The following is a 21,053-nucleotide window of genomic DNA, read 5'->3' as shown; positions in this document are numbered from 1 at the left end:
CCCCCCCGGCCGCGAGGGCCGGGGGGTTCCGGGGGCGAGCGTCGACGACCGCCTCAGTCGTCCTTGCCCCCGCCCGCCTCATCGACGGGCTTCGGGTCGGTCGCGGGCTTCGCCCCATCCGCGGGCTTCACGTCCGCCACGGGCTTCGGGCCGGCCGCGGGCTTCGCCACATCGACGGGCTTCGGGTCCGCAGCCGGCTCCGCGTCGGCCACGGATTCGGCGCCGCCGGTGACGGCGACCGTGCCCGGCTCGGCCATCGGCGTCCGCACGTTCTGGAGCACGAAGCCCACCACCGCCAGGAACAGCGTGAGGCCACCGCTCCAGTACAGCTGCAGCCGCGTCCCCTCCTCGCGCGCCATCAGGACGAACACCGCCGCCATGCCCGCGAGCGCCACGTACGTCAGCCCCGGGTAGAACCACATCTTCACGACGAGCTTCTCCGGCGCCTCGCGCTCGGTCCGCCGGCGCAGCACCAGCTGCGAGACGGCGATGAAGATCCAGACGACCAGGATCAGCGCGCCGATCATGTTGAGCAACCACTGGAAGATGTCGTTCGGCCGCCAGTAGCTGAGCAGCACGCACACGAAGCCGAACACGGAGGACACCAGCACGGCGACGCGCGGAACACCGCCGAAGACCCTTCCGAGCGCCTTCGGCCCCTGCCGGCGGGAGACGAGCGAGCAGGCCATGCGGGAGGCGCCGTACACGTTGGCGTTCATCGCCGACAGCAGCGCGATCAGCACGACCACGTTCATGATCTGACCGGCGGCGGGGATGCCGAGGTGGTTGAGGGTCGCGACGTACGGCCCGTCCGCGACGACGGCCTTGTCGTTCCACGGCACCAGCGTGACGATGACCGCCATCGAGCCGATGTAGAAGATCGCGATGCGCCACATCGCGGTGCGCACCGCCTTCGCGACGCCCTCGACCGGACGCTCGGACTCCGCCGCGGCGATGGTGACCGTCTCCAGGCCGCCGTACGCGAACACCGAGGCCAGCAGGCCGACGATGAGGCCCTCGGTGCCGTTCGGCATGAAGCCGCCGAGGCCCGTGAGGTTCTCCGCGCCGGGCGACGGCGTGTCGGAGCCGGGCAGGATGCCCAGGATCGCGAGGGCGCCGATGCCGAGGAAGAGGGCGATCGCGCCGACCTTGAGCGCGGCGAACCAGAACTCGAACTCGCCGAAGTTCTTCACCGCCGCCAGGTTCGTGCCGCAGAACACCAGCATGAAGAGGGCGACCCACGCCCACTCGGGCGAGTCGGGGAACCAGCCCACCATGATCTTCGCCGCGCCGATGCCCTCCAGGCCGACGGCGACACAGAGCAGGAACCAGAAGCCCCAGCCCGCCGTGAAGCCCGCCCACGGGCCGATCGCGCGCTCCGCGTGCACCGAGAAGGAGCCGGACGCCGGATTCGCGGCCGACATCTCGCCGAGCATGCGCATCACCAGCATGACCAGCAGCCCGGAGATCGCGTACGCGACGATGATCGACGGTCCGGCGGCGGCGATGCCCGCGCCCGACCCGACGAAGAGTCCCGCGCCGATGACACCGCCGAGGGCGATCATCGACAGATGGCGTTGCTTGAGTCCGTGCGTGAGCGGCGAGTCGACCTTGTGGTCGACGCCGTCGGCGGTGCCGACGTCCTCGACAGGCGCCGGCGCGGGGGTCCGAGACATGGGTGTGCCCTGTTCAGTAGCTGATACCGGGGGGAACAGACGGAACAGTCTGAGTACGGGCACCGCTCACAGGGAACACTTGACCGCTATACGGACACCACGCTCACACCTTGTGAACGATCACGCACGCCGTGCACGCATTTCCCTCACCAGTGCGACCAGCAGCACCAGCCCCGTCGCCCCGGCCGACCACAGCAGCTGCGGCCGGGCCGCGTCGTCGGTGAGCATGAGCAGCAGTACGCCGCCGAGCCCGGCCAGCGTCACCCAGGTGAGCCAGGGAAAGCCCCACATCCGCAGGGTCAGCGTCTGCGGGGCCTCCCGCTCGATGCGCCGGCGCAGCCGCAGTTGCGAGGCGGCGACCAGTCCCCAGACGAACAGCAGCACCGCGCCGACCGCGTTGAGCATGTAGAGGAAGACGGTGTCCGGCCAGATCAGGTTCAGCAGTACGGAGACGAACCCGAACGCCACCGAGGCCAGCACGGCCCGCCGCGGCACCCCGCCGCCCGACACCTTCAGCAGGCCCCGGGGCGCCTCGCCGCGTTCGGCGAGCGAGAACACCATGCGGGAGGACCCGTACAGATTGGCGTTGAGCGCCGACAGCAGCGCGACGAACACCACGATGTTCATGATCTGCCCGGCGGCCGGGACGCCGATCGCGTCGAGCACGGTGACGTACGGGCTGAGCCCCGCCTGCTGCGCGGTCCAGGGCAGCACCGTCACGATGACCAGCATCGACCCGACGTAGAAGAAGAGGATGCGCCACACGGCGGCGCGCACCGCGCGGGCGACGTTGCGGGCCGGGTCCTCGGTCTCGGCGGCGGCGATCGTGACGACCTCCAGGCCGCCGAAGGCGAAGACGACGGCCAGGACGCCGGAGACGACGCCCGCCCACCCGTTCGGCAGGAACCCGCCCTGGCCGGACAGGTTCGTGAACCCGACGGCCTCGGTCTCGGGGAGCACCCCGAACACGGCGAGCAGCCCGAGCCCGAGGAACAGGACGATCGCGCCGACCTTGAGCGCGGCGAACCAGAACTCGAACTCGCCGAAGTTCTTCACGGCCGCCAGGTTCGCGCAGGTGAACACCACCATGAAGAGCAGCACCCAGCCCCACTGCGCGATGCCCGGCACCCAGCCGTGGGCGATCTGCGCCGCGGCCGTCGCCTCCACGGCCAGCACCACGACCAGCAGGAACCAGTACAGCCATCCCACGCTGAACCCGGCCCAGCGCCCCAGCGCCCGCTCGGCGTGCACCGAGAAGGACCCGGACGCCGGCATCGCCGCCGACATCTCACCGAGCATCCGCATCACGAACATCGCGAGCGTGCCCGCGATCAGATACGAGACGACGATGCCGGGGCCCGCGACCGCGATCCCGGCGCCCGAGCCCACGAACAGCCCGGCGCCGATCACCCCGCCGAGGCCGAGCATGGTCAAGTGGCGCTGCTTGAGCCCGTGGGCCAGCGGCTCGGCCTGATCGTCGTGCATGTCGCTCGCAGCTCTGGTCGTTCGGCAGCGGTTTTGGCAAGAACCTACAGTTTCTCCGGGGCGACCGCTTCTGTGCAAAATGGACGGTCATGCCTCCGACCTCCGTGACGAGAGTCACCTCAGGGCGGGATTGCGGCCCCACCTTTGTGCGAACCCGACCACCGGGCCGACGTCCCCTTTGTCGGCGACTGACGGTGATCGCTCGTTGACTCCTGGGCTACGGTCACGAGGTCCCTTCTGCCCAGCCCCTCCCACCCCGGAGTTCCCGATGAGCACTGCCGCCGCCCCCGCCCGCTCCGGAGCGGTCCTCGCCGACCTGCTGCCGTCCACCACCACCGCCGCCCGGGCGTTCGCCCGCGACGCGGCCCTGGTGCTCGGCGGCGCCGCGCTCACCGGCATAGCGGCCCAGATCGCGGTCCCGGTCCCGGGCTCCCCGGTCCCGGTCACCGGCCAGACCTTCGCGGCGCTGCTCGTCGGCACCGCCGTGGGCGCCCGCCGCGGCTTCCTCTCCCTGGCGCTGTACGCCCTGGTCGGCATGGCCGGCGTGCCGTGGTTCGCGGGCGGCACCTCGGGCGCGGGCGGCGCGTCCTTCGGCTACGTACTCGGCATGCTGCTGGCCGCCACCGTGGTCGGCGCGCTGGCCCGTCGCGGCGGTGACCGCTCGGTGCTGCGCACCGCGGGCACGATGGTCCTCGGCTCGGCGGTCGTCTACGCCGTCGGCGTCCCGTACCTCGCCCTCTCCACCGGCATGTCGCTGGGCGCGGCGGTGGCGGCGGGCATGGTGCCGTTCCTGATCGGCGACGCGCTGAAGGCGGCGCTGGCGATGGGCGCGCTGCCGGCGGCGTGGAAGCTGGTGGGCGACCGCGGCTGAGCCCGGCACGCCAAGGGCCCGCACCTCGTCGTACGAGGTGCGGGCCCTTTCGCAGGTCCGGACGACGGCTACGGCGCCTCGACCGGTGCCTCGACCGGCTCCACGGCGTCACCGCGACGGCGCCGCAGGTTCTCGCGCACGAACGCGATGCCGACGACCACGGCCGCCACCAGCAGCGACAGCAGCACCTGCTCGCGGGCCGCGTCGTCGAACGCCATGTAGACGATGACGAACGTGATCATCGCGGCGGTCGCCCACGTCAGGTACGGGAAGAGCCACATCTTCACGATCAGCTTCTCCGGCGCCTCGCGCAGGATGATGCCGCGCATGCGCAGCTGCGTGAAGCAGATGACCAGCCACACGAACAGCGCCACCGCGCCCGACGAGTTCAGCAGGAACGCGAAGACCGTGTCGGGCCACTTGTAGTTGAAGAAGACCGCGACGAAGCCGAAGGCGACCGACGACAGGATCGCCGCCGTGGGCACGCCCTGCTTGTTCGTGACCGCGAACGACTTGGGCGCGTCACCGCGCTGCCCCAGCGAGAACGCCATGCGCGAGGCGGTGTAGAGCCCGGAGTTCAGGCACGACAGCACCGCGGTCAGCACGATGACGTTCATGATCTGGCCGGCGTGCGGGATGCCGATCGAGTTGAGGGCGGCGACGTACGAGCCGTCCTTCAGGATCGACTTGTCGTTCCACGGCAGCAGCGTCAGCACGACGAAGATCGAACCGAGGTAGAAGACGCCGATGCGCCAGATCACGCTGTTCGTGGCCTTGGTGACGGCCCGCTGCGGGTCGGCCGACTCGCCGGCCGCGAGCGTGACGATCTCGCTGCCCATGAAGGAGAAGACGACCATCAGCACACCGGTGAGGATCGCGCCGGGTCCGTTCGGGAAGAAACCGCCGCTGTCCGTCAGATGGGCGAACCCGGTGCCGGGGTTGTCGGACCCGGGCAGCACGCCGAAGACGGCCAGCAGGCCGATGACGACGAAGCCGCCGATCGCGACGACCTTGATCCCGGCGAACCAGAACTCGAACTCTCCGTACGACGAGACGGACACCAGGTTCGTGGCGGTCAGCACGACCATCACGATCAGCGCCCAGCCCCACTGCGGCACGGCCGGTATCCACCCTTCGAGGATCTTCGCGCCCGCGGTCGCCTCGACCGCCAGCACGACCACCCAGAAGAACCAGTACAGCCAGCCGATGGAGAAACCGGCCCAGCGCCCGAGCGCGCGGTCCGCGTACGCGGAGAAGGAGCCGGACGTCGGGTTGGCGGCCGCCATCTCGCCGAGCATCCGCATCACGAAGACGACCAGGGCGCCGACGAGTGTGTACGACAGAAGAATCGCCGGGCCCGCGGCGGCGATGCCGCCGCTCGATCCCACGAAGAGGCCGGCGCCGATGACACCGCCAATGGCGATCATGGACAGATGGCGGTTCTTGAGACCGGCCTGAAGACCGTCGGAGGACTGCGGATTCCCTGGTTCCACGGGGTTTCCGCCTGCCTTCGCAAGGGTCGGCTGCGCGTTCATGCACAATCCTTAGCTTCTCGGGTTACGAGCCCATGCATTTAAACGGCAAGTGACACGAGACGGAAGGCCCGATTCCGGATCGTTGTACGAAATCCGCAGCCGCACCCGATCCGCACCCCTTCCCGCCCCGTGTCCCCACCCCGGCGACGGCTGCCCGGCCGCACCCGTGCCACACTCGTCCCATGCGCGTGTACCTCGGTTCCGACCATGCCGGATACGAACTCAAGAACCACCTCGTCGAGTGGCTGAAGGCCCACGGGCACGAGCCCGTCGACTGCGGCCCCCACATCTACGACGCCCTGGACGACTACCCGCCGTTCTGCCTGCGGGCCGCGGAGAAGACCGCCGCGGACCCCGAGAGCCTCGGCATCGTCATCGGCGGCTCCGGCAACGGCGAGCAGATCGCCGCGAACAAGGTCAAGGGCGTACGCGCCGCGCTGGCCTGGAGCGAGCAGACGGCGGCGCTCGGCCGTGAGCACAACGACGCCAACGTGATCTCGATCGGCGGCCGGATGCACTCGCAGGAAGAGGCCACGAAGTTCGTGGAGATCTTCCTGGCCACGCCGTACTCGGGCGAGGAGCGCCACCAGCGCCGCATCGACATGCTCGCGGCGTACGAGCAGACCGGTGACCTCCCCCCGGTCCCGGCCCACCACCCGCAGCAGCCGTAACCCTCCGCACCCCCCGCACCATAAACCGGTGCGGGGGAGGCCCCCTCCGGCGACCGGGGGCGGTCGAGCGCCCGAGGAGACGCCCCGGCGCGGCACCGACCCCGCAGCCCCCGCGCACCTCGCCCCCGGGAGCCCCCGCCCCCGCCCCCGCCCCGGCCCGCAGCCCCCGGGCCCCGAACCGCACCCCCACGCAGCACGCGGCACCCGCAGGAGACGCAGCCATGCCCGAGGGGCACACCATCCACCGCCTCGCGGACGATCACCGTGCCCGTTTCGCCGGCGCCCCCGTCCGCGTCACCAGCCCGCAGGGCAAGTTCGCGGACAGCGCGGCCCTCCTGGACGGCGTACGGCTGGAGGACGTCGACGCCCACGGCAAGCACCTCTTCCTCGGCTTCGAGGACACCGGCTGGGTGCACGTCCACCTCGGTCTCTTCGGCAAGCTCGGCTTCGGCGGCGCGACCCCGGCTCCGCCGCCCCCCACCGACACCGTCCGCCTGCGCCTCGTCAACGACGACCACTACGCCGACCTCCGCGGCCCCACCACCTGCGCCCTGATCACCGACGCCGAGAAGCAGGCGATACACGACCGGCTGGGCCCGGACCCGCTGCGCCCGGACGCCGACCCCGACCAGGCGTGGCAGCGCATCTCCCGCAGCCGCACCACCGTCGCCGCGCTCCTCATGGACCAGCAGGTGGTGGCAGGCGTCGGCAACGTCTACCGCGCCGAAGTGCTCTTCCGGCACGGCATCGACCCGTACCGCACGGGCCGGGACCTCACGCGCCCCGAGTGGGACGCGATCTGGGGCGACCTGGCCGTCCTCATGCGCGAGGGCGTACGGAACAACCGCATCGACACGGTCCGTCCCGAGCACATGCCCGAGGCGATGGGCCGCCCGCCGCGCGTCGACGACCACGGCGGCGAGGTCTACGTGTACCGCCGGGCGAACCTGCCCTGCCACATCTGCGGCGGCGAGATCCGCACCGCCGGTCTCGCCGCCCGCAACCTCTTCTGGTGCCCGGCCTGCCAGGGCCTCTGAGCGAGGCCCGGACCGGGCCTCAGCACGTCAGAACCCGTGCGGCAGCCACGGCGCGGTGGCGGACCCGAACGCCACCGACGCCTCCGCCAGCGCCCCCGGCCGCAGCTCGCGCACCCGGCCCGCCGCCGCCAGCGCCGCCAGGCTGACGCCGCCCAGATACGCCGCGCCCAACTCCCGGACGGACAGCGCCAGATCCGCCGCCTCGTCGGTCCGCTTGCACGCCGCGCCCCCCTTCGCGTCGCCGGTGAGCCGCCAACGCCCCTCGTTCCAGGGGCAGAACGCGTCCGTCACCTCGAAGACGACATCCACCGGCGCCAGATACGCACGCGCCTCCAGCGCCGCCCCCAGCCCCACCAGCCGCACGTACAGGGAGTCCCGCAGCCGTACGTCGCAGCGCCGGATGTCGGAGACGAGGTGCTGCCAGGCGTCGTCCACGGGCCGGTTGCGCACCCGGATCGCCGACGTCAGGTCGATGTCGAAGAGGAAGCGCCACAGCGCCGCGTACGCCGCGGGGTCGAGCGCCTCCATGTCGCGCAGTACGACCGTGCCGTCGGCCCCGGCCGGCTTGAAGTGGAAGCGGGCGTACCCGGCGACCTCCCCGTCCCGCTCGGCCACCACGCACCGCAGCGGCGAAGCGCCGTCCCGGTCGCTCTCCGGGTCCAGGAGCGGCACCCGCTCCCAGTGCGGCCGGCGGGCGAGCATTCCGGGCCGGGCCGCCACGTTCCGCGCGTACACCGTCTCGCAGGCGTCCCGGACGGCCACCGGGTCCGCGAACCGGAGCCGTACGCCGTCGACGCCCTCCGGCGTCTCCAGCCGCACCCGCGCGGTGTCGATCTCCGCCGTCAGCGACTGCGTCGCCACGCCGTACCCGAACCGGCCGTAGATCGCGGGCTCCGAAGCGGTGAGCAGCGCGAGCGGCTCGCCCCACTCCCGTACGTCGTAGAGCTGGCGGCGCATCATCGCGGTCAGCATCCCGCGCCGCCGGTGCGTCGTCGCGACGCTCACCAGGCTGACGCCGGCGGCCGGTACCAGAGCGCCGCCGGGAACGGACAGCCGGAAGGAGAACGCGCTCGCCGTGCCGACGCAGGTGGCCCCGTCCCAGACGCCCAGGCTCCGCGCGGGATCGGTCACCGCGCGGTCGATTTCCCGTTCCTCCGCACTCTGGGGCACACCCCCGAAGGCGAGTTCGACCGCCTCCAGCCAGTCGTCCCACTCACTCACCCGCAACACGCGTAATTCGGTGGTCATATGCCATGCCTACCAGGCGTCAGGCATCCGAGCGACCCAATTTCGAACACAATGTCACAGGGGTCCCCCTGCGGAGCAGTGGCGAGGATGGATAGGGTCCACCGCAATGGCAGGTGGAGCAGGAACCGAATCGTTCTCGGCCCGGACGCGCAAGAGCGCACACCGGGCCCGGATCGCGCTGCGCAAATCCGGCGTCGACTACTTCAGGGGCGACGGCTCGGACTGGATCGCCCTGGCGGGCCTGCTGCTGACCGTCCCGGCCATCGTCGCGGGCACCATCGCGTCGCCGGCCTGGTGCGCGCCGGCCCTGCTGGTCCTGCCGATCGTGGCCGGCGGCCTGCTGCTGCGACCGGCCAGCCTCCTCGGCCTGTACGCCGCGGCCGCCACCGGACTGATCGTCGAATCGGTGGTGCTGGGCCCCTACACACAGGGCCCCGGCACCGTGACGCCCGGCACCGTCCTCACGGTCGCCGCCTGCGGTTTCTTCGGCCTGATCATCGCCCAGTTCCGCGCCAGGGTCGGCGTCCCCTGGCGACGCGGCGGCACGATGCTCTTCGACCTGCGCGAACGCATCCGGGTGCAGAGCGCCCTGCCCCGCCTCCCCAAGAGCTGGCACAGCGAGATGGCGCTGCGCCCCGCGGGCGGCCAGTCCTTCTCCGGTGACTTCGTCGTCGCGGCCCGCACGAACGGCGGCCGCACCCTGGAGATCGTCCTCACCGACGTGTCCGGCAAAGGGATGGACGCGGCCTCGCGCGCCCTGCTCCTGTCCGGGGCGTTCGGGGGCCTGCTGGGCTCGCTCCCCCCGCACGGCTTCCTGCCCGCCGCCAACGGCTACCTCCTGCGCCAGGACTGGGAGGAGGGCTTCGCCACCTCCATCCACCTGGTGCTCGACCTGGAGTCGGGCGACTACGAACTCCTGTCGGCGGGCCACCTCCCCGCCCTCCAGCTGCACGCCGGAAGCGGCCGCTGGGAGGAGAAGTCGGGCGAGGGCCCGCTCCTCGGGGTGTACGACGGCGCGCAGTTCGACTCCTGCAAGGGCTCGCTGGCGCCGGGCGACGTACTGATGCTGTTCACGGACGGACTGGTGGAAGCGTCCGGCCGGGACATCGCGGAGGGCATCGACCGCCTGACGGGCGAGGCAGACCGTTATGTGTCCTGCGGTTTCCAGGGCGCGGCGTGGCACCTCATCGAAGCGGTGGCCAAGGACGTCAACGACGACCGCGCACTCCTGCTGATCTGCCACGACGCGTAACGACGGGGCGGGCGCCGTACGCGGTGCGGGCCCGTGTCCGTACAGTCGGACCATGCCGCATCTGACCCTCGCCCAGGTCGAGGCCATCGCCCGGGCCGCGCACGCCACACAGACCGACAAGGCCGGCCGGCCGTACACCGAGCACCTCGCCGCCGTCGCCGAGGGCGTCCGCGCGCGGGGCGGCTCCGGGGAACAGATCGCCGCCGCCTGGCTGCACGACGCCGTCGAGGACGGCGCGCTGTCCGAGCAGTGGCTGGCGGCGGCCGAACTGCCGCAGGCCACCAAGGACATGGTGCTCGCCGTGACCAAGCGTCCGGGGGAGGAGCTCGCCGCGTACACCCGGCGCATCCTCGCGACGCCCGGCGCGCTCCTGGTCAAGGAGGCGGACCTCGCACACAACGCGGACCCCGGCCGTCTCGCCGTGCTCGACGAGGCGACCAGGGTCCGTCTCACGCTCAAGTACGCGCAGGTGCACCGTCTCCTGGGACTGGAACCCGGGCCCGGGACCGCCTAGAAGGTCACGAGGACACCTTGGCGGCGGGGCGGTGCTCCCGCTGCCGGGCGTTCTCGACCGGGTCGCGGCGGAACGCCCACTTCATCTCCGGCTCCATCGCCCATCGGAACATCCGCCGGACGAACGGGGTGCAGAGCAGCGTGACCGCCACGGCCATCGCGACCGTCACCACGACCTCGCCCACCGGGCCGGCGAGCCAGGGGTACGTCTCGAAGAGGTCCGCGTAGCTCGCGCCCTTCACCAGGAAGCCGTGCAGCAGGTAGCCGCCGAGCGTGCCGGCGCCGAGCACCGTGAACCACATGGTGCGCCCCGGGACCCAGGCCAGGAAGCAGGCCGTGAGGACCAGCGAGCAGCCGAAGAGGGCGAAGGTCATGACGACCCCGGTCCACCACGGAGCGCCGATCTGCTGGGCGGCACTGCTGTGGTAGAACCACCGGAGCCCGAGGCGGGGCGCGGCCCAGTACGCGAAGAGCAGCGTGCACAGCACGACGGGCAGGGCCAGCAGCCGGACCTCACGCCTGCGCACCATCCGGAAGTGCTCCGGCTTCAGCAGCAGTCCGAGCACGAAGTACGGCAGGAACTGCAGCACGCGCTGGAGGTTGAGGTCGTCCCCGATGTTGGGGGTCACGGAGGCGAGCACGGCGATGGCGAGCGCCACCGGCAGGGGATGGCGCAGCGACTGCCAGACCGGGGTGGTCAGCCGCCAGACGAACAGGGCGATCAGGAACCAGGTCAGGTACCAGGGGTCGAGCAGGCTGATGGACTGGCCGGGGTCGTCCGCCCACCGCTTGAAGAGCGTGTAGGCGGTTTCGAAGATCACGTAGGGGACGGCGACGCCCGTGATCAGACGCTGGAGCTTCTTGCGGCTCATGTCGAAGCCGCGCGAGAAGTATCCGGAGATGATGATGAACGCCGGCATGTGGAAGCTGTAGACGACGATGTACAGCGCGCGGGTGGCACGGCTGCCGTCCATCATCGGTTCCCACATGTGGGCCATCGCCACGAACACGATCGCCAGGTACTTCGCGTTGTCGAAGAAGGCGTCGCGCTGCTTCGGGGCGGAGGCCGCACCGGGGGTGCGGGCGGGGGTGGCGGCACGGGCCGGGATGGTGGGCGTGGGGATCGCGCCGGTCCCGGACCGGGGGGTGGCGGTGGCGGTGCGTGCGAGGGGTGTTTCGGGCTCCTGCTCCCGGGCCGGGGGGAGCGGGGCCCTCTGATATCCGTGCGGAGCGTGAAACATCTGAGGCACCCTAGCGTCGCCGGATGGATTTCGTAAAACCCCGTTCGCGGCTCTCTTTGATACCTGCGAGTACCCCGTCGACGGAGAAGTCGACATAACGATGGCTCTTTATGGTTCGGCTCACATCTTCACGCCGGTATGGGGTAGCTCATCCTGATTAAATGGTGCATACCGCCAGCGGGTGACTCCGGTGATATGTCCTGTTCATTGCGCCTTTGTCGCCTGCCGATGTGTGGGCGTCCACGCAATTCGAATTTCCTGCGAACATGATGTGTGGATGGCGAAACGATCACGCCTGTTAAGTCCCGGGCGGGGCAGATGAATTCAGCGGCGCGCATATGAGGCGCCCGCGCCCCGGGGTGTACGCCGGGCCTCCCGTCGGCGCGGGCCCCCCGTCGACGTTCCGTCACCCGGCAGCCACCAGTGGTGAGTTGGTGGCACGATGGTGCCTGCGGGAGTGCGCTGGGCCGTGCGCTCCCGGGCCGGCAAGGCGGACCGACCGAGGGTGTGATCAGTTGTGGCCATTTCACTGTCTGTGGTGCTTCTGTTGGCGATCGTCCTGGTGGTGTTGATCCGCGGGGGCTCGATCAAGGCGGGACCGGCGGTGGTGGCCGTGCTCTTCGGCTTCTTCCTCGCGTCCACCGGGATGGCGCCGTCGATCAACCGCTTCCTGAATTCGATAGCGGAGACGATCAACCAGATCAGCTTCTGAGGCCGACCGGCTTCCGGGGGAGCGGCGCGGCGTCCGCGCGCGGGGCGGCTCCGTGAAACGCCGCCGGCCCGGCCGGTGACGTATCACCGAGCCGGGCCGGGGGCAGTGGAGCGGGCGACGGGAATCGAACCCGCGTAGCTAGTTTGGAAGACTAGGGCTCTACCATTGAGCTACGCCCGCACAGCGCACCGCAGGTCACGCGACCGCGGCACGAAGAGCATCGTAGCGGGTTCCCGGGCGTTGATGCACACCCGATACGACCCCCGTGAAGCGGCGGCCGTACTGTCCCCGGCCATGTACCCTACGTGTCGCACCGACGGGGTGTGGCGCAGCTTGGTAGCGCGTCCGCTTTGGGAGCGGAAGGTCGTCGGTTCGAATCCGGCCACCCCGACCATCGTCCAGACACGATCCCGCGCGATCACCGGATCAAGATCGCATTGTGGGAGTCTTCCTGCTTGCCGTTACTATGCAAACTCGTGCCCGTGTGTCTGATTGTGCCGGGCCCGAAACGGCGAAGCCGCCTCCAGCGCGGCCCAGCAGAACCCCAGAAGTCAGCCCCCAAGGAGACCGAACCGTGAAGAGCGCCGTGGAGACCCTGAACCCGACCCGGGTTCGGCTCAGCATCGAGGTGCCCTTCGAGGAGCTCAAGGACAGCCTCGACGCGGCGTACAAGAAGATCAACCAGCAGGTCACGGTGAAGGGCTTCCGCAAGGGCAAGATCCCGAACCGAGTCATCGACCAGCGGTTCGGCCGTGGTGCTGTGCTGGAGGAGGCCGTCAACGACGCCCTTCCGAAGTTCTACACCGAGGCTGTCAACGAGGGTGAGCTGAACGTTCTCGGCCAGCCCGAGGTCGACATCACCGAGCTGAAGGACGGCGAGCTGCTCTCCTTCACCGCCGAGGTCGACATCCGCCCGACGATCGAGATCCCGGACTACTCCGGCATCGAGGTCGAGGTCGACGCGGTCGAGGTCAAGGACGAGGACGTCGACAAGGCCGTGGAGGACCTGCGCGCGCGCTTCGCCTCCACCAACCCGGTCGAGCGCCCCGCCGCCGACGGTGACGTCGTGACGATCGACCTCGAGGCCAAGGTCGAGGGCGAGGTCCTGGAGGACGGCGTCGCCGAGGGTGTCTCGTACACCATCGGTTCCGGCGAGCTCCTCGACGGCATCGACGAGGCCGTGACCGGCCTGGAGGCCGGCGGCGAGGCCACCTTCACCTCCTCGCTCAAGGGCGGCAGCGCCGAGGGCAAGGAGGCCGAGGTCACCGTCAAGGTCACCGCGGTCGCCGCCCGCGAGCTGCCCGAGCTGGACGACGACTTCGCGCAGATGGCGAGCGAGTTCGACACCCTCGACGAGCTCAAGGCCGACAGCCGCAAGCGCCTCGAGAACATGAAGCAGTACGACCAGGCCACGCAGGCCCAGGAGCGCGTCCTGGAGAAGCTGCTGGAGCTGGTCGAGGTCCCGATCCCCGAGAAGCTGCTCGAGGACGAGGTCAAGACCCGCAAGCACAACCTGGAGCACCACCAGCTCGGCCAGATGGGTCTGGACATCGAGAAGTACCTCGAGATCCAGGGCAAGTCGGCCGAGGAGTTCGACGCCGAACTGCGCGAGCAGGCGGTCAAGGGCATCAAGACGCAGTTCGTCCTCGACGAGCTCGTCAACAAGGAGAAGCTGAACGTCAACCAGGAGGAGCTCACCGAGCACCTCATGCGGCGTGCGCAGTCCTCCGGCATGAGCCCCGACCAGTTCGCCCAGGCCGTCGTCGAGGGTGGCCAGGTGCCGATGCTCGTCGGCGAGGTCGCCCGCGGCAAGGCGCTCGCCGTCGTCGTCGAGGCCGCCAAGGTCACCGACACGAACGGTGAACCCGTCGAGCTGGAGGACGAGGAGGACGAGGCCGCCGAGACCGCCGACGCCGCCGAGGCCTCCTCCGAGGAGAAGACGACCGAGGCCTGAGCCTCGATCCGATCCGCTTGATCTGCGGCGACGGGCCCGGACGCAGCACGCGTCCGGGCCCGTCGCCGTACGCGGGCGACGGCCCGTAGCTTGCGCTCCCAGCGAACAGTTCGGGAAGCGGGATGGTGTTGTCCTACCTGCGCGTTAGGGTCCATGAAGAGGAGAGTGGGGAGTCCCCGCACTCCGGTACGAAGACGCTGAGACGGCCGATGCCGTCAGAGACGAGCAGGTGTATACGTGACGAATCTGATGCCGTACGCCGCGGGTGAGCCGTCCATCGGTGGGGGCCTCGGCGACCAGGTCTACAACCGGCTGCTCGGCGAGCGGATCATCTTCCTCGGCCAGCAGGTCGACGATGACATCGCCAACAAGATCACAGCGCAGTTGCTCCTCCTTGCGGCCGATCCGGACAAGGACATCTACCTCTACATCAACAGCCCCGGCGGCTCGGTGACGGCGGGCATGGCGGTCTACGACACCATGCAGTACATCCCGAACGACGTGGTCACCATCGGTATGGGCCTCGCGGCCTCGATGGGCCAGTTCCTGCTGACCGGTGGCACCGCGGGCAAGCGCTTCGCGCTCCCCAACACCGACATCCTGATGCACCAGGGCTCGGCCGGCCTCGGCGGCACCGCCTCGGACATCAAGATCCAGGCCGAGCAGCTGCTGCGCACGAAGAAGCGCATGGCGGAGATCACCGCCCGGCACTCCGGCCAGACCGTCGAGACGATCATCCGTGACGGTGACCGCGACCGCTGGTACTCGGCGGAGGAAGCCGTGGAGTACGGCCTCATCGACGAGATCATCAGCTCCGCCTCGGGCGTTCCGGGCGGCGGCGGCACCGGGGCCTGACCCCGCAGCCGAGCCACCCCAGCCCACCGAACGCCACCAGGATGGTGAATACCCACATGAACGAATTCTCCGCGAGCGGCCTCTACACCGGCCCGCAGGTGGACAACCGCTACATCGTGCCGCGCTTCGTCGAGCGCACCTCGCAGGGCGTGCGTGAGTACGACCCGTACGCGAAGCTCTTCGAGGAGCGCGTGATCTTCCTCGGTGTGCAGATCGACGACGCCTCCGCCAACGACGTCATGGCGCAGCTGCTGTGCCTGGAGTCGATGGACCCGGACCGCGACATCTCGATCTACATCAACAGCCCCGGCGGCTCGTTCACGGCCCTCACGGCCATCTACGACACGATGCAGTTCGTGAAGCCGGACATCCAGACGGTCTGCATGGGCCAGGCGGCCTCCGCCGCCGCCGTCCTGCTCGCCGCCGGCACGCCGGGCAAGCGCATGGCGCTGCCGAACGCGCGGGTGCTGATCCACCAGCCGTCCTCGCAGACCGGCCGTGAGCAGCTCTCCGACCTGGAGATCGCGGCGCAGGAGATCCTGCGGATGCGCTCGCAGCTGGAGGAGATGCTCGCCAAGCACTCCACCACGCCGATCGAGAAGATCCGTGACGACATCGAGCGCGACAAGATCCTGACCGCTGAGGACTCTCTTGCGTACGGTCTGATCGACCAGATCGTGTCCACCCGCAAGAACGCGCCAGTGGGCGCCTGACGCGTGGCAGCCGTCCCCTTGGCACCGGGCACGTCAATGTGAACCGTGCCAAGGGGGGCCCGAACGGGGGCCCAGGCAAGGTACCGTCGGATATGAGGCACCAGGAGACGCTGAACGTGGCGTCTCCCAGGCGAAGGGGAAGCACCTCGTGGCACGCATCGGTGATGGCGGCGACCTGCTCAAGTGCTCGTTCTGCGGCAAGAGCCAGAAGCAGGTGAAGAAGCTCATCGCAGGTCCCGGTGTGTACATCTGCGACGAGTGCATCGACCTCTGCAACGAGATCATCGAGGAGGAGCTCGCGGAGACCTCCGAGGTGCGGTGGGAGGAACTCCCCAAGCCGCGGGAGATCTACGAGTTCCTCGAGGGGTACGTCGTCGGCCAGGAGCCCGCCAAGAAGGCGCTCTCCGTGGCGGTCTACAACCACTACAAGCGCGTACAGGCCGGCGAGAACGCGGGTGCGGGCTCGGGCCGTGACGACGCGATCGAACTGGCCAAGTCCAACATCCTCCTGCTGGGCCCCACGGGCTCCGGCAAGACGCTGCTGGCGCAGACCCTCGCGCGCATGCTGAACGTCCCGTTCGCCATCGCCGACGCGACGGCGCTGACGGAGGCCGGGTACGTCGGCGAGGACGTCGAGAACATCCTGCTCAAGCTGATCCAGGCGGCCGACTACGACGTCAAGAAGGCCGAGACCGGGATCATCTACATCGACGAGATCGACAAGGTCGCCCGAAAGAGCGAGAACCCGTCGATCACGCGCGACGTGTCGGGTGAAGGCGTCCAGCAGGCCCTGCTCAAAATCCTTGAGGGCACGACGGCCTCGGTCCCGCCGCAGGGCGGCCGTAAGCACCCGCACCAGGAGTTCATCCAGATCGACACGACGAACGTGCTCTTCATCGTGGGCGGCGCCTTCGCCGGCCTGGAGAAGATCATCGAGTCGCGCGCGGGCGCCAAGGGCATCGGTTTCGGCGCGACGATCCGCTCGAAGCGGGAGATCGAGGCGAGCGACCAGTTCCAGGAGGTCATGCCGGAGGACCTGGTGAAGTTCGGGATGATCCCGGAGTTCATCGGCCGTCTGCCCGTCCTGACCTCGGTCCACAACCTGGACCGCGAGGCCCTCCTCCAGATCCTCGTCGAGCCGCGCAACGCGCTGGTCAAGCAGTACGAGCGGCTCTTCGAACTCGACGGCGTGGAGCTGGAGTTCGAGCGTGAGGCGCTGGAGGCGATCGCGGACCAGGCGATCCTCCGCCAGACGGGCGCGCGGGGCTTGCGCGCCATCATGGAGGAGGTGCTGATGTCGGTGATGTACGAGGTCCCGTCCCGCAAGGACGTGGCCCGCGTGGTCATCACGGCGGACGTGGTCCACAGCAACGTCAACCCGACCCTGGTCCCGCGCGAACCGCGCATCATCAAGAACGACGGCCGCCACGAGAAGTCCGCGTAGCGGTCCGGTCCCGTACGCCGAAGGGGCGCCCGCCAGTCCAACTGGCCGGGCGCCCCTTCGCGTTGTACGTACGGCTACTTGATCTCGACGCGTACCTCGTTGCGGACCTTGGCCGCCGTGGCGGCCGCCTCCTGGATCGTCTGGCCCTTTCCGGTGAGGAAGGACGCCGGGTCGGCCTGGCTCGCGGTGCCCAGGGTGCTGTGGTCGGCCCAGATGCACGACGGAATGGTGATCTCGGAGGGGGCGCCCGAAGAGCCGGCGCCGGCGAGACCGGACATCTTCATCATCCGGCACTTCATCACGCCGTTCTCGAACCCGTCGGGAGTGACCGCCTCCGGTTCGCCGACGAGCTCGATCTTCAGGCCCTCGCCCGTGTTCTTGGCGACGCTTTCCTGCTGCTTCGCGAACATCGCGTCGAGGACGGCCTCCGGGTCCTTGATCTCGCCCCAGACGCCGCTGAAGTTCAGCTGCTTGGCGGTCGGCCCCTCGCCGACCTTGTAGGCGGCGCCCTCCTGCTGGGCATTGGCGATGCCCACGGCTTCCAGCTCCGCCGCGTCCTTGGCGGGCAGGCCACCGCTCGACCCGCTGGGGTTGGCGGCGTTCTTCTTGTACTCGCCCAGCATCGTCTCCGGTGCCGTCAGCTTGTACCGCTTGCCGTCGTCGGCGACGTCACCGCTGCCACCGCCCGACGTCAGGAAGTACACGCCGCCCGCGATCACCGCGAGCGCCACCACGACCACGCCCACGATCAGGCCCGTCTTCTTCTTCGGCGCGCCGGGCGGGGGCGGGACCATGCCGCCGGGGTACTGGGGCTGCTGGCCGTAGGGACCCGGGTGCTGCGGCTGGCCGTACGGCGGCTGCTGTCCGTACGGGGCCTGCTGGGGGTAGCCGTAACCCTGCGGCGGCGGGGCCTGCTGGGGGTAGCCGTAGCCGGGCTGGCCCTGCGGGGGCTGCTGTCCGTACGGGTTCGGCTGGCCCTGCGGCGGCTGCTGGCCGTAGGGACCGGGCTGCTGCCCGCCGTACGGGCCCGGCTGGTTGTAGCTCATGGACTGGGTTCCCCTCAGATACTTATGCGTTGCGGACATCCTGACGGAACCGGCCGCCTCCTGGGGACCCGGGGGCCCTCACCGTTACCAAGAATCCGGTTTCGGTACGGGGCTGTGACGCCCGTAAACTGAGCCCGTGACCGAGAACTCATCGCAGCAGCCAGCCGCCCCCGCCCCCGAACTGCCGACCCAGTACGCGCCGGCCGAGGTAGAGGGGAAGCTGTACGAGCGCTGGGTGGAACGCGGTTACTTCGAGGCGGACGAGAAGAGCGACAAAGAGCCGTACACCATCGTCATCCCGCCGCCGAACGTCACGGGATCGCTCCACCTCGGCCACGCCTTCGAACACACCCTGATCGACGCCCTGACCCGCCGCAAGCGCATGCAGGGTTACGAGACCCTGTGGCAGCCCGGCATGGACCACGCCGGCATCGCCACCCAGAACGTCGTCGAGCGCGAGCTCGCCAAGGAGGGCAAGTCCCGCCACGACCTGGGGCGTGAGGCGTTCGTCGAGCGCGTCTGGCAGTGGAAGGACGAGTCCGGCGGCCAGATCTCCGGTCAGATGAAGCGCCTCGGGGACGGCGTCGCGTGGTCGCGTGAGCGCTTCACGATGGACGAGGGCCTGTCCAAGGCCGTCCAGACGATCTTCAAGAAGCTGTACGACGACGAGCTGATCTACCGCGCCGAGCGCATCATCAACTGGTGCCCGCGCTGTCTGACCGCCATCTCCGACATCGAGGTCGAGTACCAGGAGGACGACGGCGAGCTCGTCTCCATCCGGTACGGCTCGGGGGACGCCGAGATCGTCGTCGCCACCACCCGCGCCGAGACGATGCTCGGTGACACCGCCGTCGCCGTCCACCCCGACGACGAGCGGTACGCGCACCTCGTCGGCACCGAGATCGAGCTGCCGCTCACCGGCCGCCGCATCCCGGTCGTCGCCGACGAGCACGTCGACCCGGAGTTCGGCACGGGCGCCGTCAAGGTGACGCCCGCCCACGACCCGAACGACTTCGAGATCGGCCAGCGCCACGGCCTGCCCAACCTGGCCGTGATGGACGAGCGCGCGGTCATCACCGCGCACGGTCCCTTCCAGGGGCTCGACCGCCTGGAGGCCCGCAGCGCCATCGTCGCCGCCCTGCGCGCCGAGGGCCGGATCGTCGCGGAGAAGCGTCCGTACGTCCACTCCGTCGGGCACTGCTCGCGCTGCAAGACGACCATCGAGCCGCGCCTGTCCCTGCAGTGGTGGGTCAAGGTCGGCCCGCTGGCCAAGGAGGCCGGCGACGCGGTCCGCGACGGCCGGGTCACGATCCACCCGAAGGAGATGGAGCCCCGCTACTTCGGCTGGGTCGACAACCTCCACGACTGGTGCATCTCACGTCAGCTGTGGTGGGGTCACCGGATCCCCGTCTGGTACGGCCCGAACGGCGAGGTCGTCTGCGTCGGACCCGACGACGAGGCGCCCACCGGCGAGGGCTGGCACCAGGACACGGACGTCCTGGACACCTGGTTCTCCTCCGGCCTGTGGCCGTTCTCCACGCTCGGCTGGCCCGAACAGACCCCGAGCGTCGAGAAGTTCTACCCGAACTCGGTCCTGGTCACCGGCTACGACATCCTCTTCTTCTGGGTCGCCCGGATGATGATGTTCGGCCTGTACGCGATGGACGGCACCCCGCCGTTCCACACCATCGCCCTGCACGGCATGGTCCGCGACCAGTTCGGCAAGAAGATGTCGAAGTCCTTCGGCAACGCGGTCAACCCGCTGGACTGGATGGACGAGTACGGCTCCGACGCGGTCCGCTTCACCCTGGCGCGCGGCGCCAACCCGGGCGTCGACGTCCCGATCGGCGAGGACTGGGTCCAGGGGTCCCGCAACTTCGCCAACAAGATCTGGAACGCCACCCGCTTCGCGCTGATGAACGGCGCGACGGTCGAGGGCGAACTGCCGCCCGCCGAGCAGATGTCGGCGACCGACCGGTGGATCCTGTCCCGGCTCAACGCCACCGTGGCCGAGGTCGACGCGTACTACGAGGACTACCAGTTCGCGAAGCTCTCGGACGCGCTCTTCCACTTCGCGTGGGACGAGGTCTTCGACTGGTACGTCGAGCTGTCCAAGACCACCTTCTTCGCGGGAGGCGAGCCGGCCAAGGTCTCCGCCCGCGTCCTGGGCGAGGTTCTCGACGTCATGCTGCGGCTGCTCCACCCGGTCGTCCCCTTCGTCACCGAGACGCTGTGGACCACGCTCACCGGCGGGGAGTCGCTCGTCGTCGCGGACTGGCCGAAGGACTCCGGCTTCCGTGACGCGGAGGCCGAGAAGGAGATCGGCCTGGTCCAGCAGGTCGTCACCGAGGTCCGCCGCTTCCGTTCCGACCAGGGCCTGCAGTCCGGCCAGAAGGTCCCGGCCGAGCTGACCCTGGACGGCACGGCGCTGGCTCCGCACGAGGCGGCCATCCGCCAGGTGCTGCGCCTGACGCCCGCCGGCGAGGGCTTCCACGCCACCGCCTCCCTGCCGGTCGCCGGCGCGCGGGTCGCCCTCGACCTGTCGGGCACGATCGACGTCGAGGCGGAGCGCAAGCGCCTGGCGAAGGACCTCGCGGCGGCCGAGAAGGAGAAGGCCCAGGCGAACGGAAAGCTCGGCAACGAGGCGTTCCTGGCCAAGGCGCCGGACAACGTCGTCGACAAGATCCGCGGCCGGCTCTCCAAGGCCGAGGCGGACATCGAGCGGATCACCGCCCAGCTCGCGGCGCTGCCGCAGCAGTAGGGGCGCGTACGTCGCACACCGGGGGCCCCGCGCACGCCG

The 21,053-nt window shown here is 69.8% G+C and carries 17 protein-coding genes and 2 tRNA genes; 12 read left to right on the top strand and 7 right to left on the bottom strand.

The genetic code is table 11. The features are described from left to right. Positions 1–53 precede the first annotated feature (53 nt). The gene (locus tag AC07FK_RS08875) at positions 54–1,676 is read right to left on the bottom strand and encodes an amino acid permease (protein WP_479103790.1); all 1,623 of its coding nucleotides are present in this window, start codon (positions 1,674–1,676) and stop codon (positions 54–56) included. A gap of 120 nt (positions 1,677–1,796) precedes the next feature. After that, complete coding sequence (locus AC07FK_RS08870; protein WP_479103789.1) at positions 1,797–3,161, bottom strand: amino acid permease; 1,365 nt, start codon at positions 3,159–3,161, stop codon at positions 1,797–1,799. 268 nt (positions 3,162–3,429) lie between these two features. Here AC07FK_RS08870 and AC07FK_RS08865 point away from each other — a divergent pair, with 268 nt between their 5' ends. Further along, complete coding sequence (locus AC07FK_RS08865) at positions 3,430–4,032, top strand: biotin transporter BioY (protein ID WP_479103787.1); 603 nt, start codon at positions 3,430–3,432, stop codon at positions 4,030–4,032. Positions 4,033–4,100: 68 nt separating this feature from the next. Here AC07FK_RS08865 and AC07FK_RS08860 read toward each other — a convergent pair whose 3' ends face one another. Continuing rightward, positions 4,101–5,567 carry an amino acid permease gene (locus AC07FK_RS08860; protein WP_479103785.1) on the bottom strand — a complete coding sequence of 489 codons (1,467 nt, stop codon included), beginning with the start codon at positions 5,565–5,567 and terminating at the stop codon, positions 4,101–4,103. Positions 5,568–5,749: 182 nt separating this feature from the next. Between AC07FK_RS08860 and AC07FK_RS08855 the strand changes: the two genes are divergently transcribed. Then, positions 5,750–6,238, top strand: a complete 489-nt coding sequence (locus tag AC07FK_RS08855) for a ribose-5-phosphate isomerase (protein WP_479103784.1) — start codon at positions 5,750–5,752, stop codon at positions 6,236–6,238. Positions 6,239–6,459: 221 nt separating this feature from the next. After that, the gene (locus AC07FK_RS08850; protein WP_479103782.1) at positions 6,460–7,275 is read left to right on the top strand and encodes an Fpg/Nei family DNA glycosylase; all 816 of its coding nucleotides are present in this window, start codon (positions 6,460–6,462) and stop codon (positions 7,273–7,275) included. Between the two features lie 27 nt (positions 7,276–7,302). Here AC07FK_RS08850 and AC07FK_RS08845 read toward each other — a convergent pair whose 3' ends face one another. Then, positions 7,303–8,523 carry a GNAT family N-acetyltransferase gene (locus tag AC07FK_RS08845; protein ID WP_479103780.1) on the bottom strand — a complete coding sequence of 407 codons (1,221 nt, stop codon included), beginning with the start codon at positions 8,521–8,523 and terminating at the stop codon, positions 7,303–7,305. Between the two features lie 106 nt (positions 8,524–8,629). Here AC07FK_RS08845 and AC07FK_RS08840 point away from each other — a divergent pair, with 106 nt between their 5' ends. Then, entirely contained in the window at positions 8,630–9,775 is a 1,146-nt protein-coding gene (locus tag AC07FK_RS08840; RefSeq protein ID WP_479103778.1) for a PP2C family protein-serine/threonine phosphatase, read from the top strand. Positions 9,776–9,827: 52 nt separating this feature from the next. Further along, positions 9,828–10,289, top strand: coding sequence for an HD domain-containing protein (locus AC07FK_RS08835; RefSeq protein ID WP_479103776.1), 462 nt, complete (start codon positions 9,828–9,830; stop codon positions 10,287–10,289). A gap of 4 nt (positions 10,290–10,293) precedes the next feature. On the opposite strand, the gene AC07FK_RS08830 is transcribed toward AC07FK_RS08835, so the two are convergent. Further along, on the bottom strand, positions 10,294–11,529 hold the full coding sequence (locus AC07FK_RS08830) for an acyltransferase family protein (protein ID WP_479103774.1): 1,236 nt from the start codon (positions 11,527–11,529) through the stop codon (positions 10,294–10,296). 517 nt (positions 11,530–12,046) lie between these two features. Here AC07FK_RS08830 and AC07FK_RS08825 point away from each other — a divergent pair. Continuing rightward, entirely contained in the window at positions 12,047–12,241 is a 195-nt protein-coding gene (locus AC07FK_RS08825) for a hypothetical protein (RefSeq protein ID WP_037649254.1), read from the top strand. A gap of 106 nt (positions 12,242–12,347) precedes the next feature. Here the strand turns inward: AC07FK_RS08825 and AC07FK_RS08820 are convergent. Then, positions 12,348–12,421 (bottom strand) — tRNA-Gly (locus AC07FK_RS08820). Positions 12,422–12,558: 137 nt separating this feature from the next. On the opposite strand from AC07FK_RS08820, the gene AC07FK_RS08815 reads away from it, so the two are divergent. The 5 genes from AC07FK_RS08815 to clpX all read left to right on the top strand — a co-directional run bounded on the left by AC07FK_RS08815 (position 12,559) and on the right by clpX (position 17,207). After that, a tRNA-Pro gene (locus AC07FK_RS08815) sits at positions 12,559–12,635 on the top strand. Positions 12,636–12,815: 180 nt separating this feature from the next. Further along, positions 12,816–14,195 (top strand): trigger factor, encoded by a 1,380-nt coding sequence (gene tig, locus AC07FK_RS08810; RefSeq protein WP_479103772.1) that lies wholly within the window; start codon positions 12,816–12,818, stop codon positions 14,193–14,195. 249 nt (positions 14,196–14,444) lie between these two features. Continuing rightward, a complete protein-coding gene (locus tag AC07FK_RS08805) occupies positions 14,445–15,050 on the top strand; it encodes an ATP-dependent Clp protease proteolytic subunit (RefSeq protein WP_138894507.1) in 606 nt (201 codons plus the stop codon). Between the two features lie 41 nt (positions 15,051–15,091). Continuing rightward, positions 15,092–15,763 (top strand): ATP-dependent Clp protease proteolytic subunit, encoded by a 672-nt coding sequence (locus AC07FK_RS08800; RefSeq protein WP_138894505.1) that lies wholly within the window; start codon positions 15,092–15,094, stop codon positions 15,761–15,763. Between the two features lie 148 nt (positions 15,764–15,911). Further along, positions 15,912–17,207, top strand: a complete 1,296-nt coding sequence (clpX, locus tag AC07FK_RS08795) for an ATP-dependent Clp protease ATP-binding subunit ClpX (protein WP_214905055.1) — start codon at positions 15,912–15,914, stop codon at positions 17,205–17,207. 74 nt (positions 17,208–17,281) lie between these two features. Here clpX and AC07FK_RS08790 read toward each other — a convergent pair whose 3' ends face one another. Further along, positions 17,282–18,253, bottom strand: coding sequence for a hypothetical protein (locus AC07FK_RS08790; protein WP_479103769.1), 972 nt, complete (start codon positions 18,251–18,253; stop codon positions 17,282–17,284). A 136-nt stretch (positions 18,254–18,389) separates the two neighbouring features. Between AC07FK_RS08790 and AC07FK_RS08785 the strand changes: the two genes are divergently transcribed. Next, a complete protein-coding gene (locus AC07FK_RS08785; RefSeq protein WP_479103767.1) occupies positions 18,390–21,014 on the top strand; it encodes a valine--tRNA ligase in 2,625 nt (874 codons plus the stop codon). The last annotated feature ends 39 nt before the right edge of the window (positions 21,015–21,053 follow it).

The organism is Streptomyces sp. NPDC046122 (genome assembly GCF_056429965.1).
Note: the sequence above shows the minus strand (reverse complement) of the source record. Positions and strands in the feature narration are given on the sequence as shown.